The following is a 14,534-nucleotide window of genomic DNA, read 5'->3' on the forward strand; positions in this document are numbered from 1 at the left end:
CGGTAACCTGGCGGCTTGGAAGCCTTCCTCCGCGACTTCGCCGCCGCCCAGTCGAGCCGCCAGCGCTACCGCCGGGCGACCGCCGACGAGCTGGCGGCGGCCGAAGCCGGGTTCGCCGCGCTCCTCGACCGGGCCCCGCACGACCTCGGCGAGCTGGGGTTTTCGGTGCGGGACGACTCGCTCGCCGTCCAGGAGCCTGGCTCCGAGCGCGCCTGGGGCCTGTACGCCATCGACCGGTCCGCGCCGCCGTCGCTGGTGGTCGAGGCGCCGCACGCGTCGTCCGACCTGCGGACCGAGCTGATCGGCCTCGACCTCTTCCAGCGAACGCCGGGCGCGATCCTCGCGGTCGGCGGGGCCCACCGCCGCCGCGAAGACCCCGCGCACGACACCGGGACCGTCTTCCACGTCGTCGCCACGCTGCTGGCCCGGCGCGGCCTGCCCCAGGTCCAGCTGCACGGCTTCAACGACACCACCCTCGCCACGGCGGACGTCGTGCTCTCCGCCGGGGCCGCCGAAGCCGGGGACGCCGCCCGCCGCGCGGCCGACCGCCTCGACGAGGCCGGGTTCCGCGTCTGCCGGGCGTGGGCCGAGCCGTGCCGGGGCCTGGCCGGGACGACGAACGTCCAGGGCCGGGCCACCGGCGCCGCGCCGTTCCTGCACGTCGAGCTGAACCGGACCGTCCGGGAGGACCGCCGCGGCGACGTCGTCCGGGCGCTCGTCGAAGCCGACCTCACGAAGCCCTAGGCGGACTGCTCTCCCAGCCGCGGGAACGGCTTGGTGGAGAACAGGACCTCCAGCGGGACCTCGAAGAACTCCGCGATCCGCAGTGCCACGAACAAGCTCGGGCTGTACTCGCCGCGCTCCAGGTAGCCGATCGTCTGGTAGTGCACGCCGAGTGCCTCCGCCAGCTGGCGCCGCGAGATCGACCGCTCCGCGCGCAGCATCGCGATCCGGTTGTAGACGACCTCACTCATTGCTACCCCACACGCTGCATGGCCTTCTCCCGGCGTTCGGCCACCGACGAACCCGCTTCCCGCCGCGCCATGCGGCGGAGCAGCACCGGGGCCATGGCCAATCCGATCACGGACCACGCGACGAGCACGGCCAGGGTCGGCAACGGCCGCCACGACTGGCCGATCTCGACGATCACCGCGCTGTCGGGCAGGAGTGCCGAGCGCATCCCGAGACCCAGCCAGTACATCGGGAAGGCCTGCGCGATGTCCTGCACCCACCCCGGCAGCGCGGTGATCGGGTAGAAGATCCCCGAGATCGCACCCAGGCCCATGATCGGCAGCGTGATCAGCGCGATGGACCGCGGGCTGTTGGTGAGCGATCCCAGCGCGGCTCCGAGCGGCAGGGTGGCGGTCAGCCCGAGCGCCAGCACCCACAGCAGGTTCAGGTACGACCAGAGGCCGTCCGGCGCGAGCTCGGAGTACAGGAACAGGCACGGGACCAGCACCAGCAGGATGCCGGTGACCTGCGCCATCGCCACTGCCGTCGTCTTCCCGACCAGGTAGCCGAGCATCCCGTTCGGCGTCGCTTTCGCGCGCAGCAGCGTGCCGTCCTCGCGGTCGATGGCGAGGTAGCCCGCCGTGCTGTTCAGCCCGTTGAACACGATCCCGGCGCCGAGCACGCCGGGCACGGTGGCCGCGCCGAGCGAGAACCCGGTGCCGGGCAGGGTCGCGTTCCGCATGAAGAACAGCGTGCCGAGGAAGAGGGCGACGAAGACGAACTGGCCGACGACGTCGTCGCGGTTGGTCCACGTCTGCTTGAACTCGATCCAGCCGCGGGCCACCCCGGCCCGCAGGGCGGCGGTCTGGGCGTTCATCGCGCACCCGCCTCCTGGAGGCCCAGCTCCGTCTCGCCGCCGGTCTCGGCGCGGTGCACCAGCGTCATGTAGGTGTCCTCCAGCGAAGCCCGCCGCACCTCGAGGTCCGCGACGGCCTCGCCGTGCTGCTTGAACAGGTCGTGCACGTACTTCGTCGCTTCGGTCGTCGAGTGGACGAAGCGCTGGCCGTCGACCGTCCAGCGGACCTCGGCCTCGCCGGAGATCTGCCGGGACAGGGCGTCGGCCGAGCCGTCGGCGATGATGCGCCCGCCGTTGAGGATGAGGATCCGGTCGGCCAGCTTCTCGGCCTCGTCGAGGTCGTGCGTGGTGAGCAGGATCGTGGTGTCGAGCTCGTCGGACAGCCGGTGCACCAGGTCGTGGAACTCCCGCCGTGCCTCCGGGTCGAAGCCCGCCGTCGGCTCGTCGAGGAACAGCAGCTCCGGGCGCCCGACGATGCCGATCGCGACGTCGAGCCGCCGGCGCTGGCCGCCGGAGAGCGTCTTGATCTTCTTCTGCGCGTGCTCGGTGAGCCCGACGGCCGCGATCAGCTCGTCGGCGTCCCACGGCCGCGGGTGCGACGGCGTCGAGTAGGGCGCGTAGTACCGGCCGAGGTGCGCGAGCAGCTCCCGCACCCGCCACTTCCCGTGGTCGCGCCAGGACTGGAGCACGACCCCCAGCTGCGCCCGCCAGTCTTCACCGCCGTGCGCCGGGTCGGCCCCGAGGACGCTCACCTCGCCGGCCGACCGCATCCGGAAGCCCTCGAGAATCTCGATCGTCGTCGTCTTGCCCGCGCCGTTCGGCCCGAGCAGGCACACGACCTCGCCCCGGTGGGCCTCGAACTCGACGTCGTGGAGCACGTCGTTCGTGCCGTACCGCATCCGCAGCCCGCGAACGCGGACCACGGGAACTGCTCGATCTCTCATCGCCAACCCCCATCGGACTGATGCGATCGAATGTAGCACACGTACTATATTCGATCAGACTTCTGCTGCGCCGGGAACTTGACCGGCGGTCATCCGGTTCGCCGGGCATGGGTACTTGGCTGGGGCTGGCTCTCCCGGGCGGCGTCGTGATCCTGCTGGTCATGGCCGCCATCGAACTGCGGCCGCGCAAGAACGGGTCGCGCTTCAAGGCCCGGCTGTCCGCCACCTACATCGAGGAGACCACCGCGTTCCTCTACGGCACCAAGCGGCGTGAGCTGGAACACCGGGAAACCATGTCGATGCTCGTCGAGCAGGACGCCGATGGCGCGCCACCCCGGCGTGACGTGGACCTGGACCGCGGGATCGCCCGCATCCGGCCGCGTTCGGACCCTCAGGAGCCGGAGAACCGCCAGCTACAGTGACCTCATGCCGACCCCAGCACGTGCGCGAGCCGACGCGTGCCCGGGTGTTTTCGCTCCCCACGACGCCGCCGACGGCCCGTTGGCGCGGGTCCGGCTGCCCGGCGGTGCGATTTCCGCGGCGCAGCTGCGCGCGCTCGCCGACTGCGCCGAAGCGTGCGGCGACGGCGACCTCCACCTGACTTCCCGCGGCAACGTCCAGCTGCGCGGGGTGACGCGGCCCGGGCTCGCGGCCCGGCTGGCCGACGCCGGCCTGCTGCCGTCGCCGTCCCACGAACGGGTCCGGAACGTCCTGGCCTCGCCGTTGAGTGGGCTGACCGGCGGGCTCGCGGACGTCCGGGGCCTGGCCGCCGGGCTGGACTTGCTCCTGTGCTCGATCCCCGAGCTGGCCTCGTTGCCGGGACGCTTCCTCTTCGCTTTCGACGACGGCCGCGGTGACGTCGCCGGGGAAGGCGCCGACGTCTGCTGGCGCGCGACCGGCCCTGCCGAAGGGACGCTGCTGCTCGCGGGCGGCGACACCGGACGCCGGGTCGCTCGCGCGGACGCCGTGACGGCGCTGATCGACGTCGCGCTGGAGTTCGGCCGGGTACGCGGATCCGCCTGGCGCGTCGCCGAACTCGACGACCCGGCGTGGCGCGGGACGCCGGTGCCGCGTGCCGACGTCCCGGTGCCGGCCGGGATGATCTCCGGGTCCGCCGCGGGCGTGGTGCCGCGGTTCGGGCAGTTCGGCGCCGCGCAGGTGCGGGCCCTGGCCGACATCGGCCCGGCGCTGGTCACGCCGTGGAAGTCCCTCGTGCTGCCGGACGCGCCCGCCGATGTCTTCGAGCGGCTCGGTTTCGGTGGTGAACCGCTCGGCACGAGCGCGTGCATCGGCCGGCCCGGCTGCGCGAAGTCGCGGGCCGACGTGCGGGCCGACGCCGTCTTCCGGCCGGGCCTGCGCGCGCACTTCTCCGGCTGTGAACGGCGGTGCGGGAAGCCGTCGCAGTCCCATGTGGACGTTGTCGCCGAAGCGGACGGATATCGGGTCGACGGCCGGTGGGTGCCGTTCGACGAGCTGAAAGGGAAGCTGTGATCGACTACCTGCGGGACGGTGCCGAGATCTACCGGCACTCGTTCGCCACGATCCGCGAGGAGGCGGACTTGGCGATCCTGCCCGACGACGTGGCGGGCCTGGCGGTCCGGATGATCCACGCTTGCGGCATGGTCGATCTGGTCGACGACCTGCGCTACACGCTCGACGTCGTCGAGTCCGGCCGCGCCGCGCTCGAAGCCGGCGCACCGGTCCTGTGCGACGCGCAGATGATCGCCAGCGGCGTCACCCGGCGCCGCCTGCCCGCGGGCAACGAAGTCGTGTGCACGCTTTCGGACACCCGGGTGCCGGCGCTCGCCGAGCGGATGGGCACCACGCGGTCGGCGGCGGCCCTCGAACTGTGGCGGGACAAGCTGCCCGGCTCGGTCGTGGCGATCGGCAACGCGCCGACCGCGCTCTTCCGCCTGCTGGAGATCCTCGACGAAGGCGTCGGCGCGCCCGCGGCGATCATCGGCGTCCCGGTCGGGTTCGTCGGCGCCGTCGAGTCCAAAGTGGAGCTCGCCAAGCGGGCGCCGGCGCCGTACCTGGTGGTGCACGGACGGCGGGGCGGCAGCGCGATGGCCGTCGCGGCGATCAACGCGCTCGCGAGCGTCGAAGAATGACCGGGACGCTCTACGGCGTCGGGCTCGGCCCCGGCGACCCGGAACTGATGACGGTCAAGGCCGCGCGGCTGATCTCCGAAGCTTCGGTGATCGCGTACCACTGCGCGCGGCACGGGCGGAGCATCGCGCGGTCGGTCGCCGAGCCGTACCTGCGCGAGGGGCAGGTCGAGGAGAAGCTCGTCTACCCGGTCACGACCGAGACGACCGACCACCCCGGCGGCTACGAAGGTGCTATTGCGGACTTCTACGAGCTGAGCGCGAAGCGGCTCGCCGAGCACCTCGACGCGGGACGCGACGTCGTCCTGCTCTGCGAAGGCGACCCGTTCTTCTACGGCTCGTACATGTACATGCACGAACGGCTTTCCGGGCGGTTCGACGCAGTCGTCGTGCCAGGCGTGACGTCGGTGAGCGCGGCGTCGTCGGTGCTCGGCCGCCCGCTGGTGCAGCGCGACGAGGTGCTCACGGTGCTCCCAGGCACGCTCCCGGCGCCCGAACTGGCCCGGCGGCTCGCGGACACCGACGCGGCGGCGGTGCTCAAGCTGGGCCGCACGTTCGGCTCGGTGCGGGAGGCCTTCGAAGAGGCCGGGAAACTGGACGACGCCGTCTACGTCGAGCGCGCGACCTGGGGACAGCAGCGGATCGAGCCCTTGGCCGACGTGGATCCCGCTTCGGTGCCGTACTTTTCCCTGGCGCTGCTGCCTTCGCCGGCTTATGCGTCACGGACTTCGCCCGCACCCGAACCCGCTCCGGCTGCCGAGGGCACGGGCGAAGTCGTCGTCGTCGGGCTCGGCCCGGCGGGTCCCGAGTGGCTGACGCCCGAGGCCACCGCGGAGCTGGCAGCCGCGGAGCACATCGTCGGCTACGGGCCGTACGTCGCCCGGGTGCCGCAGAAGGCCGGACAGCGGCGGCACGCGTCCGGCAACCGCGTCGAGGCGGACCGGGCGGTGGAGGCGTTGTCGCTGGCCGCGGCGGGCGCGCGGGTCGCGGTGGTGTCCTCGGGCGACCCGGGGGTGTTCGCGATGGCGTCGGCGGTGCTGGAACAGGTGTCTTCGGGCCACGGCGCGGGTGTGCGGGTCCGGATCGTCCCGGGTGTGACGGCCGCGCAGGCAGCGGCGTCCCGCGTCGGCGCGCCGCTGGGCCACGACTACTGCGTGCTGTCGCTGTCGGATCGGTTGAAGCCGTGGGAGATCATCGAGAAGCGCCTCGACGCGGCGGGAGCGGCCGACCTGGTGCTGGCGCTGTACAACCCGGCGTCGCGCTCCCGGACGACACAGCTGGCGGACGCCCGCTCTGTCTTGCTGCGCCATCGCACCCCGGAGACGCCGGTCGTGGTGGCCCGGGACGTCGGCGGCCCGGAGGAAGACATCCGCGTGACGACGCTGGGCGGATTGGATCCGTCCACAGTGGACATGCGTTGCCTGCTGATCGTGGGTTCGTCGCGTACCCGGGTGGAGGACGGCGTGGTGTGGACTCCGCGCAGCTACTGACGTCCGACGTGCGCCGGGCGGAGCTTGCCCTGCACCGCCGGACCGCGCTGGCGTGCGACGCGGCGTCGGCCGCCGGCGTGCCCGGCCGGTTCCGGGCGTGGGAGCACGCGGGCCTGCTGGCGGTGCAGGCGACGGATCCCGCGCTCGGGTACCTGTCGACGGTGACCGGGGTGACGCCGGAGACGCTGCCCGCCGTGGCCGGCTTCCTGCGGCAGTCCGACAGGGACGGTGCGGAGCCGACCGTGGTGGCGCCGGCCGGGCTGCCGGTGCCGGGACTGGTGCCGGCGGGTGAACGCATCCTGGCCGTGCGGCAGCTCGAGCCCACGTCGGCTCCGGCTCCGGAAGCGGTCGGCGAAGACACGTTCCTGCAGGTCCTGCTGGCGGGGTTCGAGGCCCACGGCCCGGTCGCCGCGTTCATGACCGCCGAACACCGGCTCCCGATCATGCGCCGGTTCGTCGTGCGCGAAGGGGAGACGCCGATCGCCGCCGCGGGCATGACGATCGACGGCGGCGTCGCGATCCTCGGGGCGGCTTCGACCCTGCCCGAGTACCGCGGCCGGGGCGCGCAGCCGGCGTTGCTGCGCCGCCGCCTCGTGGCGGCGGCCGCGGAGGGCTGCACCCTGGCGGTGGCGACGGCTCGTCCGGGCTCCCCGAGCGTGGCCAACCTGGAGCGCGCGGGGTTCCTGCTCCAGCGCCGTACCGCGTGGACGTCATACCGGTCCGGTATCGCCTGAACCGCATCGGTGTTGGCTTCGCCGTCGTACTCGCCGTGATGATCGGAAGTACGACGAGAGGAGCGACATGGACTTGCGGATCGGGAGTTTTCGCTACGACAACACCGAGGCCTTGTTCGACGGATCGGTGACGGTGGACGGGGTCGCGAGCACGACGATGTCGACCGCGGCGACCTTGCCCGAGGTCTTCGAACGCTTGGTGCGCAACGAGGTGGACGTGTCCGAGTTCGGGCTGACCTTCTTCCTGCGAGCGCTGGACCAAGGGACACCGCTGGTGGCCATCCCGGCCTTTCCCGTCCGGCTGTTCCGGCACTCGGCCGTGTTCGTCCATACCGGGAGCGGCATCACCGGGCCTGCCGACCTCGTCGGCAGGACCATCGGCGAGTTCGGCGTCTACGGCCAGGACCCCGGCGTCTGGATGAAGGGCATCCTCGCCGACGAGCACGGCTTCAAGCCCGAAGCCAACCGGTGGGTGATCGGCGGGCTGGACCACCCCGCGCCGCCGTTCGAGTTCACCAGCCACCCGCACCCGGACGGTCTCGACATCACCACCGCGCCCGAAGGCCGGACGCTGTCGGGCATGCTCGAGCGCGGCGAGATCGACGCGCTGTTCACCGCCAACGTCCCGCAGCCGTTCCTGGACGGCTCCCCGAACATCACCCGGCTGTTCCCCGCCTACGAACCGCTCGAACGGGACTACTACCGCCGGACCGGAAACTTCCCGATCATGCACACGGTCGTGGCCCGGCGGGAGCTGCTGGACGCCAACCCCGGCCTCGCGCGGGCCGTCTACACGGCGTTCCACGACGCCAAGGAGACCGGCGCGGACCGCTACCGGAGGTTCCGCCGCCTCTACGAGGCACCGGTCATGCTGCCGTGGGTCAACGCGCTGATGGAGGAGAACGACCGCCTGTTCGGCGACGACTGGTGGCCGTACGGGGTGTCGGCGAACCGGTCGGAGCTCGACACTTTCCTGCGCTACCACCACGAGCAGGGCCTGTCGAAGCGTCGGTGGACGGTCGAGGAGATCATCGCCCCGGAACTGCTCGGCACGTGAGCGCAGGCTAGCGCGTCGGGTCCTTGCCGTTGGGCTGGCTCGGGCCCGGTCCCGGGGACCACCACCCCGGCACGGTCTTCTCCCCGTGCACCACCGTCGGCGCGATGCCTTCGGTGAACGGCTCGATCTGCAGCAGCTGGCCCCACGACTGGCTCGGCTGCCCGATCAGGTAGCTCGGCACCTCGGGTTCCTCGGCCAGCTCCTCCAGCCAGCCGATCGGCCCGCCGTTGGTCGAGGACGCCCACTCCGCCTCGTCCGCCAGGCCGCCCGCCGTGATGCGGTACTCCGGCACCTGCGAAATCCCGTCGTGGGACGTCACCGGCTGGACGCACGGGTACACGAACGACGCCGGCCAGTCGACGTACACCGGCTTCGAGCCGATCTTGTCCGTCAGCGTCGTGAACGTCGGGACGCGCGGGGCCGACGCCGCGATCCAGCCGTCCTCCGTCAGGTCGTTGTCGACGATGTTGATGCGGACCGCGTTCGTCTCCGCAGGCAGGTCGCGCAGGTTGATGCGCGTGTCGTTCCAGCCGCCCGTGCCCGAGCCCGGCGGGAGCATGAACTGGCTGCGCAGCACCTTCACGCCCTCCGGCGTGTTGACGCCGTAGTCGAGGCTGACCGACGTCGGGCGGCGGGCCGCGCCGGCCGTGGCCACCACGATCTGGCCGTCCGCCGGCTTCTCCGTCAGCGCGTACCAGTCGCTGCGCAGGCGGCCCGCGCGCGTCTCCTGGTCGAGGTAGCTCGACCACATCGGCACGGTCTCCGGGGTGAACCCGTGCGGCGGCTCGGCCAGGGGGTCCTTGTCGTCGACCGCGCGGGTGTGGAAGCCGGTCTGGACGCGGCCGTTGTCCTGGTCGGGGTTCGGCAGTGGGGAGTCCGGCTCCTTGGGCTTCTCCGCGACCGTCCGCTGCTCGGCCTGCGGGTGCAGGATGCTCGTCGCCGCGTCGCGCTCGACCATGACGTGGTCGGAGAGGTTGCAGCTCTTGCCGAACAGGTGCCCGATGTTCGCCGCGCCGAGGCTGTAGCTGCCGGCCTGGTTGTGGATCGCCCACGCCATCGTGACGAACTCGCCGCCCGCCACCAGGCCGCAGACCACCACCAGCGACAGTGACCCGAGCCGCAGCGCGCGCAGCCTGCCCTCCTGCGGCTGGGCCGGCAGGCCCGGCCGGTGCGCGCGGACGTTCTCGACGAACGCGTAGATCCCGGCGACGGCCGCGGCCACCAGCAGGATCGTGGACAGGCCGATGCCGCCGATCGACGGCGCCACGTTCGTCCACTGGACGCCGAGGCGCGAGACGAACCAGTACGTGTTGGGCCCGGTCGCGGCGAGCGCGGCGACCACCAGCAGTGCGGCGAGGAAGGCCGCGCGGTTGCGTTTGGACCGCAGCACGGTCGAGCTGGTCGCGAGCGCGGCCAGCGCCGCCATCGACGCGCCGACCGCGGCGAACGCGCCGAAGTGGTGCGTCCACTTCGTCGGCGTCAGGGCCAGCAGCAGGAAGAACAGCGCCGTCGTGCCGATCAGGCGGCGCGCGGGGCCGAGCGCCGCGCCGGGGATGCGGCCGCGGCGCAGCAGCATCACCAGGCAGGTGGCGGTGCACAACACGACCAGGAGCACCGGGAACCGGCGCGGTGCCGAGCCGTCCGGCAGGTCGGCGAACAGCAGCTGGTAGCGCGCGAGCTCCTGGAACCACGACAGGTTCGGGCCTACCTGGGTCCGGATCCGGGTCGCCTCCTGGACGGTCGCGAACGTCTGGTCGGCGAACACCACGACCAGCACCAGCAGCCCGGCCGCGGCGACCGGCGCGAGCACCGGCAGCCAGCCGTTTTCGTTCGCCCGCTGGCGGATCAGCTTGAACAGCGGGCGCGCGGCGACCAGGTACGGCGCCACCGCGATCAGCCCGGTCGGCGTCGCGGCCAGGGTGAACCCGGCCGCGATCAGGCCGAGGCACAGTGGCAGCAGCCGCCGCGTCACCAGCGTCCGCTCCACCGCGCAGATCGCCAGCAGCGAGCCGAGCGCGGCGACCGGTTCCGGGCGGACGCCGTTGTTGTAGGGCATCCACCAGATCAGGAACACCGTCGCCGCGGCCCAGCTGGCCGGGCGGCTGGTGCGGATCTGGGTGCCGAGGCGCGGCATCACCTCGCGGCTGATCAGCAGCCAGCTGAGCACGCCGAGCAGGAACGACGGCAGCCGGATCCACGGTGGCACGACGCTGACGTGCGCCATCAGCTCGAACACGTGGTAGTACCAGCCGAACGGCGCTTCGGCGACCCCGAACCAGCGGTGGTAGTTCGTCAGGAACCCGGTCTGCTCGGTGACCCGGGCCATCGTCAGGATGTAGCCGTCGTCCGAGGTCACCGGCCCGATGAAGACCCACGCGCCGAGCGCGGCGATCACCGTCGTGTCGCGCAGCGTCAGCCGCCACCAGCCGACCGGCGCCCAGCGCGGCGCGCGTCTCGCCGAGCCGGAGTCGCGGCGCCAGACCGTGATCATGCAGCCGATCAGCGACAGCACGGCGAGCACGCCGACGCCGATCTTCAGCGCGGTCGGCGACGTCTGGTAGCGCGTGTCCGGCACGACCGAGACGTGCAGGCCGGCGATCGGGTCCTTGCTCGAGTTGATCGAGGAGTAGATGCCGATCACGCGGGGCCGGACGTCGCCGTTCGCGTGGAACACCGGCGTCCCGGCCACGGCGAGGGTCATCTGCGTCGCGTCGACGTCCAGCTCGACGTCGCACTTCTCGGCCGGGAGCGGCTGCTGGGCGATCTGCTGGCCCTGGCTGGAGGCGAGCAGCACGCCGTTGTCGATGCGCAGCTGCAGGCCGACGCCCTTGCCGGCCTTCGGGTCGGTGCGGCCGTCCGGCACGGTGGCGAAGAGCAGGCCGGGGCCGGTCGTGCGGGCGTCCACCGAGCGGATGGCCGCGCACGGCAGCTCGGCGCGCAGGTCCTGGGCCCAGTACCCGGTCAAGGGCGCGTTGACGGAGCGGGTGTCGCTGCCGGTCGGCCAGACGACCTCCGCCGTGTCCTGCACCACCGGCAGGAAGGGGAAAGCCAGCGCGCACAAGGCCGAGAGCAGCCCCAGCGCTACGGCAATCAGACGCATCGGCGCAACGCTAACGGGTCAGACGTCGGCGGCTGACGCAACCCCCGGGTCACGCGGGGTGAAGCGCCCGTGGTGGAGCGCCCCGGCCAGGGGACGGCGGCTGCGCCAACCGTGGCGCTCCAGGTCGGGCACCGTTTCCAGCTTGCTCACCGGCCCGACGCAGAGCCACGCGACCGGCCGGATGCCGTCCGGGACGCCGAGCAGCTCACCGAGGAACGGCTCGCGGTAGAAGCTGACCCAGCCGACGCCGAGGCCCTCGGCGGTCGCGGCGAGCCACAGGTTCTGGATCGCGAGGCACACCGAGTAGAGGCCGGCGTCGGCGATGGCGTGCCGGCCGAGGACGTCGGGCGCGCCGCGGGCCGGGTCGTAGGTGACGACGATGCCGAGGCTCGCCTCGAGGATGCCCTCGATCTTGATGTTCGCGAAGGTGCTCGCGCGGTCTTCGGTGAGCTGCTCCGCGAAGACCTCGCGCTCCTCGTGGACGTGCTTCGCGAACGTCTCGCGCGTGGCGTGGTCGTCGACCAGCACGAAGTCCCAGGGCTGGGTGAGCCCGACACTGGGGGCGGCGTGCGCGGCTTCGAGGATCCTCAGCAGGGTGGCTTCGGGGATCGGCTCGCCGGTGAACTCGCCGCGGACGTCGCGGCGTTTGCGCAGGACCTCGTAGAACTCTTCGATCATCGGTTCAGGACCCATTCGACGGCTTCGGGCACGGTCTCGGCGGTTTCGGTGCTCGGTCTCGCCGGCCGCCGGACCAGGAGGACGGGCTTGCCCAGTTCGCGCGCCGCTGTCAGCTTCGCGCTGGTCTGCGGGCCGCCGGAGTCCTTGGTGACCAGGACGTCGATCCTCGCGAGCAGCTCGCGCTCGGAGGCTACTTCGTACGGCCCGCGGGCGAGGATCAGCTCGTGGTGGCGCGGTAGTGGCGGCTCGGGCGGGTCGACGCAGCGGATCAGGAACCACAGGTCGTCGAGGTGCGCGAAGGCGGGGAGACCCTGGCGGCCGCTGGTGAGGAAGACGCGCTTGCCCAGCTCGGGGAGCTTTTTCGCGGCGTCTTCGAGGTCGTCGGCCCAGTGCCAGACGTCTCGTTCGCCCGGTTCCCACCCGGGCCGGGCGAGCCTCAGCAGGGGAGTTCGCGTCTGTTCGGCCGCGTTCGCCGCGTTCGCGCCGATGCGCTCGGCGAAGGGGTGCGTCGCGTCCACGACGGCTTTCACGTCGTTCTCGCGCAGCCAGGCGGCGAGACCTTCCGGGCCGCCGAAGCCGCCTACGCGCACTTCGCCGACCGGGAGCCTCGGCCGTGCGACGCGGCCGGCCAGCGAAGACACGACGCGGACTTCGCGTTCTACGAGGTCTTCGGCGAGTTTTCGCGCTTCGCCGGTGCCGCCGAGGATGAGGATCACTGCGCAGTTCCGTAGCCGACGGCCTCGCGCCACCGGTCGAGCGTGCGCATGTTGGCCAGCGTCTCGGCCCAGGTCAGCTCGGGTGCCTGCCGGTCGCCGATGTGCGTGGCGACGTGGTCCGCTTCGCGCGCGAAGACACCCTGGGTCGCTTCGACCTCGATGACCTCGGGCTCGCCGTCGGCCGGAGTCAGGATGATCCGGGAGACGCCGGGCTTGCGCAGCGGGTGGATCCACGCCGGCCGCGGGATGTGGAGCTGCCCGCGCGTGCCGAACACGCGGATGCCGTCCTCGCGGGTCAGCCGGATGCCGCAGGAGATCGTCGCGAGGATGTCGCCGGGCAGGCGCAGCAGGCCGGTGGCGTACTCGTCGACGCCTTGCTTGCTCAGGTGGGCCATCCCGCTGACCTCGGTGGGCTCCACGACGTCCTGGCCGGTCGCGGCCTGGGCGACCAGCCGCGCCAGAGACGTGCAGTAGCAGCCGACGTCGAGGATCCCGCCGCCGCCGAGCGCGGGGTCGCCGAGCCGGGCCGTCTCCTCCGGGTTGCTGTCGAAGGAGAACGTCGTGTCGACCGCGCGGACGTCGCCGATCGCGCCGCTCGCGATCAGCTCGACCAGCCGCCGCGTCTGCGGGTGCAGGCGGTACATGAACGCCTCCATGAGGAAGACGTCGTGTGCGCGGGCGGCGGCGATCACCTCTTCGGCGTCGGCGGCGGTGAGGGTCAGGGGCTTCTCGCAGAGGACGTGCTTGCCCGCTTCGGCCGCGGCGATGGCCCAGTCCTTGTGCAGCGCGTGCGGCGTCGAGACGTAGACGGCGTCGATGTCCGGGTCGGCGAGGAGGTCTTCGTAGCTGCCGTAGGCCTTGGGGATCTCGAAGCGGGTGGCGAACTCGCGGGCGCGGTCGCCGTTGCGCGCGGCGACGGCGGTGAGCGTGCCGTGCTTGCTCTCGTCGACGCCCGCGGCGAAGTGGGCGGCGATGGTCCCGGCGGCCAGCAGGCCCCAGCGCAGTTCCGTCACAACGACTCCGGTTGGTTCGCCCGGTCACGGGCACTGGAATAGAGGAAGCTGTCCGGAAAGCCCGCGGCGGCGAGCACCCGGCCGACGAAGATGGTGGCGGCGCGCGTCATCCCGGCTTCGCGCACCAGGCGGGGGAGTTCGCCGAGCACCCCGCGCACGACGGTCTCCCCAGGCTGGGTCGCGAGCGCGACGACGGCGACGGGACAGTCTTCGCCGTAGTGCGGGACGAGTTCTTCGGTGACGCGCTCGACGTGGTTGATCGCGAGGTGCAGCGCGAGCGTCGCCCCGGTGGCGGCGAAGGCGGCGAGGGTTTCCTGGGGCGGCATCTTGGTGGACCGCGCCTGGACGCGGGTGATCACCAGGCTCTGCCCGACCTCGGGCACGGTGAGTTCCCGCTTCAGCACGGCGGCCGAAGCGGCGAAGGCGGGCACGCCGGGCACGACGGCGTAGGGGACGTTCGCGGCGTCGAGCCGCCGGGCCTGCTCGGCGACGGCGCTGTAGAGGGAGGGGTCGCCGGAGCAGAGCCGGACGACTTCGTGGCCGTTCTTGTGTGCGTCGACGAGCTTTCCGACGATCTCGTCGAGGCTGAGGCCGGCGGTGTCGATCAGTGTTGCTTCGGGCGGGCAGTACGCGAGCAGGTCGGGCGGGGTCATGCTGCCGGGGTAGAGGCAGACGCTGCAGCGGGCGAGCAGGTCCCGGCCCCGCACGGTGATGAGGTCGGCGGCCCCGGGTCCTGCGCCGACGAAGTGCACGGTCATCGGCTGCCACCATCCGGCGCGGCCGAGCGGTCTGCCGCGGCTGGTGGGGGGTGTGTAAAACGGGTTTTTACCGGGTTTTAACCCCCCACCCGCCCGGGCCCCGCTGTGGGGGGGACCCGGGGGGCCCCC

15 protein-coding genes are annotated in these 14,534 nt (G+C 72.2%); 7 read left to right on the top strand and 8 right to left on the bottom strand.

What is annotated here, in order from left to right:
• Nucleotides 1-15: 15 nt before the first annotated feature.
• On the top strand, nucleotides 16-744 hold the full coding sequence (locus QQ657_RS21295; protein WP_284743945.1) for a hypothetical protein: 729 nt from the start codon (nucleotides 16-18) through the stop codon (nucleotides 742-744).
• On the opposite strand, the gene QQ657_RS21300 is transcribed toward QQ657_RS21295, so the two are convergent.
• Genes QQ657_RS21300 through QQ657_RS21310 form a run of 3 tightly spaced genes read right to left on the bottom strand, consistent with a single transcriptional unit; the run spans nucleotide 741 to nucleotide 2,751 of the window.
• Nucleotides 741-974 (bottom strand): helix-turn-helix transcriptional regulator, encoded by a 234-nt coding sequence (locus QQ657_RS21300; RefSeq protein ID WP_155541712.1) that lies wholly within the window; start codon nucleotides 972-974, stop codon nucleotides 741-743. The genes QQ657_RS21295 and QQ657_RS21300 overlap by 4 nt on opposite strands.
• 2 nt (nucleotides 975-976) lie before the next feature.
• Nucleotides 977-1,828, bottom strand: coding sequence for an ABC transporter permease (locus tag QQ657_RS21305; RefSeq protein ID WP_284743946.1), 852 nt, complete (start codon nucleotides 1,826-1,828; stop codon nucleotides 977-979).
• Entirely contained in the window at nucleotides 1,825-2,751 is a 927-nt protein-coding gene (locus tag QQ657_RS21310; RefSeq protein WP_284743947.1) for an ABC transporter ATP-binding protein, read from the bottom strand. Before QQ657_RS21310 ends, QQ657_RS21305 begins: the two co-directional genes overlap by 4 nt.
• A gap of 107 nt (nucleotides 2,752-2,858) precedes the next feature.
• On the opposite strand from QQ657_RS21310, the gene QQ657_RS21315 reads away from it, so the two are divergent.
• The 6 genes from QQ657_RS21315 (at nucleotide 2,859) to QQ657_RS21340 (ending at nucleotide 8,140) form a co-directional block, all read left to right on the top strand.
• Entirely contained in the window at nucleotides 2,859-3,173 is a 315-nt protein-coding gene (locus QQ657_RS21315) for a DUF6191 domain-containing protein (protein WP_284743948.1), read from the top strand.
• Between the two features lie 4 nt (nucleotides 3,174-3,177).
• The gene (locus QQ657_RS21320) at nucleotides 3,178-4,242 is read left to right on the top strand and encodes a ferredoxin-like domain-containing protein (protein ID WP_284743949.1); all 1,065 of its coding nucleotides are present in this window, start codon (nucleotides 3,178-3,180) and stop codon (nucleotides 4,240-4,242) included.
• Nucleotides 4,239-4,862: a precorrin-8X methylmutase gene (locus QQ657_RS21325; protein WP_284743950.1), complete on the top strand. Its 624-nt coding sequence runs from the start codon at nucleotides 4,239-4,241 to the stop codon at nucleotides 4,860-4,862. The genes QQ657_RS21320 and QQ657_RS21325 overlap by 4 nt, the downstream gene beginning before the upstream one ends.
• Nucleotides 4,859-6,349, top strand: a complete 1,491-nt coding sequence (locus QQ657_RS21330) for a precorrin-2 C(20)-methyltransferase (RefSeq protein WP_284743951.1) — start codon at nucleotides 4,859-4,861, stop codon at nucleotides 6,347-6,349. Before QQ657_RS21325 ends, QQ657_RS21330 begins: the two co-directional genes overlap by 4 nt.
• Nucleotides 6,328-7,083, top strand: coding sequence for a GNAT family N-acetyltransferase (locus QQ657_RS21335; protein WP_284743952.1), 756 nt, complete (start codon nucleotides 6,328-6,330; stop codon nucleotides 7,081-7,083). The genes QQ657_RS21330 and QQ657_RS21335 overlap by 22 nt, the downstream gene beginning before the upstream one ends.
• Nucleotides 7,084-7,150: 67 nt before the next feature.
• Entirely contained in the window at nucleotides 7,151-8,140 is a 990-nt protein-coding gene (locus QQ657_RS21340; protein ID WP_284743953.1) for a substrate-binding domain-containing protein, read from the top strand.
• 7 nt (nucleotides 8,141-8,147) lie between these two features.
• On the opposite strand, the gene QQ657_RS21345 is transcribed toward QQ657_RS21340, so the two are convergent.
• The 5 genes from QQ657_RS21345 to cobM are packed head-to-tail and all read right to left on the bottom strand — an operon-like array spanning nucleotide 8,148 to nucleotide 14,405.
• The gene (locus QQ657_RS21345; protein ID WP_284743954.1) at nucleotides 8,148-11,240 is read right to left on the bottom strand and encodes an arabinosyltransferase domain-containing protein; all 3,093 of its coding nucleotides are present in this window, start codon (nucleotides 11,238-11,240) and stop codon (nucleotides 8,148-8,150) included.
• Between the two features lie 18 nt (nucleotides 11,241-11,258).
• Nucleotides 11,259-11,918, bottom strand: a complete 660-nt coding sequence (gene bluB / locus QQ657_RS21350; protein ID WP_284743955.1) for a 5,6-dimethylbenzimidazole synthase — start codon at nucleotides 11,916-11,918, stop codon at nucleotides 11,259-11,261.
• A complete protein-coding gene (locus QQ657_RS21355) occupies nucleotides 11,915-12,634 on the bottom strand; it encodes a cobalt-precorrin-6A reductase (protein WP_284743956.1) in 720 nt (239 codons plus the stop codon). Before QQ657_RS21355 ends, bluB begins: the two co-directional genes overlap by 4 nt.
• On the bottom strand, nucleotides 12,631-13,647 hold the full coding sequence (locus QQ657_RS21360) for a Gfo/Idh/MocA family protein (RefSeq protein ID WP_284743957.1): 1,017 nt from the start codon (nucleotides 13,645-13,647) through the stop codon (nucleotides 12,631-12,633). Before QQ657_RS21360 ends, QQ657_RS21355 begins: the two co-directional genes overlap by 4 nt.
• The gene (gene cobM / locus QQ657_RS21365; RefSeq protein WP_284743958.1) at nucleotides 13,644-14,405 is read right to left on the bottom strand and encodes a precorrin-4 C(11)-methyltransferase; all 762 of its coding nucleotides are present in this window, start codon (nucleotides 14,403-14,405) and stop codon (nucleotides 13,644-13,646) included. The genes QQ657_RS21360 and cobM overlap by 4 nt, the downstream gene beginning before the upstream one ends.
• Between the last annotated feature and the right edge of the window lie 129 nt (nucleotides 14,406-14,534).

Source organism: Amycolatopsis ponsaeliensis (genome assembly GCF_030182635.1).
Taxonomy (GTDB): domain Bacteria; phylum Actinomycetota; class Actinomycetes; order Mycobacteriales; family Pseudonocardiaceae; genus Amycolatopsis; species Amycolatopsis ponsaeliensis.

Bases quoted from the DNA above. Each gene is read 5' to 3' on its own strand.
- QQ657_RS21300 (WP_155541712.1), bottom strand. From the start codon at position 974: ATGAGTGAGGTCGTCTACAACCGGATCGCGATGCTGCGCGCGGAGCGG.
- QQ657_RS21305 (WP_284743946.1), bottom strand. From the start codon at position 1,828: ATGAACGCCCAGACCGCCGCCCTGCGGGCCGGGGTGGCCCGCGGCTGG.
- QQ657_RS21310 (WP_284743947.1), bottom strand. From the start codon at position 2,751: ATGAGAGATCGAGCAGTTCCCGTGGTCCGCGTTCGCGGGCTGCGGATG.
- QQ657_RS21315 (WP_284743948.1), top strand. From the start codon at position 2,859: ATGGGTACTTGGCTGGGGCTGGCTCTCCCGGGCGGCGTCGTGATCCTG.
- QQ657_RS21320 (WP_284743949.1), top strand. From the start codon at position 3,178: ATGCCGACCCCAGCACGTGCGCGAGCCGACGCGTGCCCGGGTGTTTTC.
- QQ657_RS21330 (WP_284743951.1), top strand. From the start codon at position 4,859: ATGACCGGGACGCTCTACGGCGTCGGGCTCGGCCCCGGCGACCCGGAA.
- QQ657_RS21340 (WP_284743953.1), top strand. From the start codon at position 7,151: ATGGACTTGCGGATCGGGAGTTTTCGCTACGACAACACCGAGGCCTTG.
- QQ657_RS21345 (WP_284743954.1), bottom strand. From the start codon at position 11,240: ATGCGTCTGATTGCCGTAGCGCTGGGGCTGCTCTCGGCCTTGTGCGCG.
- bluB (WP_284743955.1), bottom strand. From the start codon at position 11,918: ATGATCGAAGAGTTCTACGAGGTCCTGCGCAAACGCCGCGACGTCCGC.
- cobM (WP_284743958.1), bottom strand. From the start codon at position 14,405: ATGACCGTGCACTTCGTCGGCGCAGGACCCGGGGCCGCCGACCTCATC.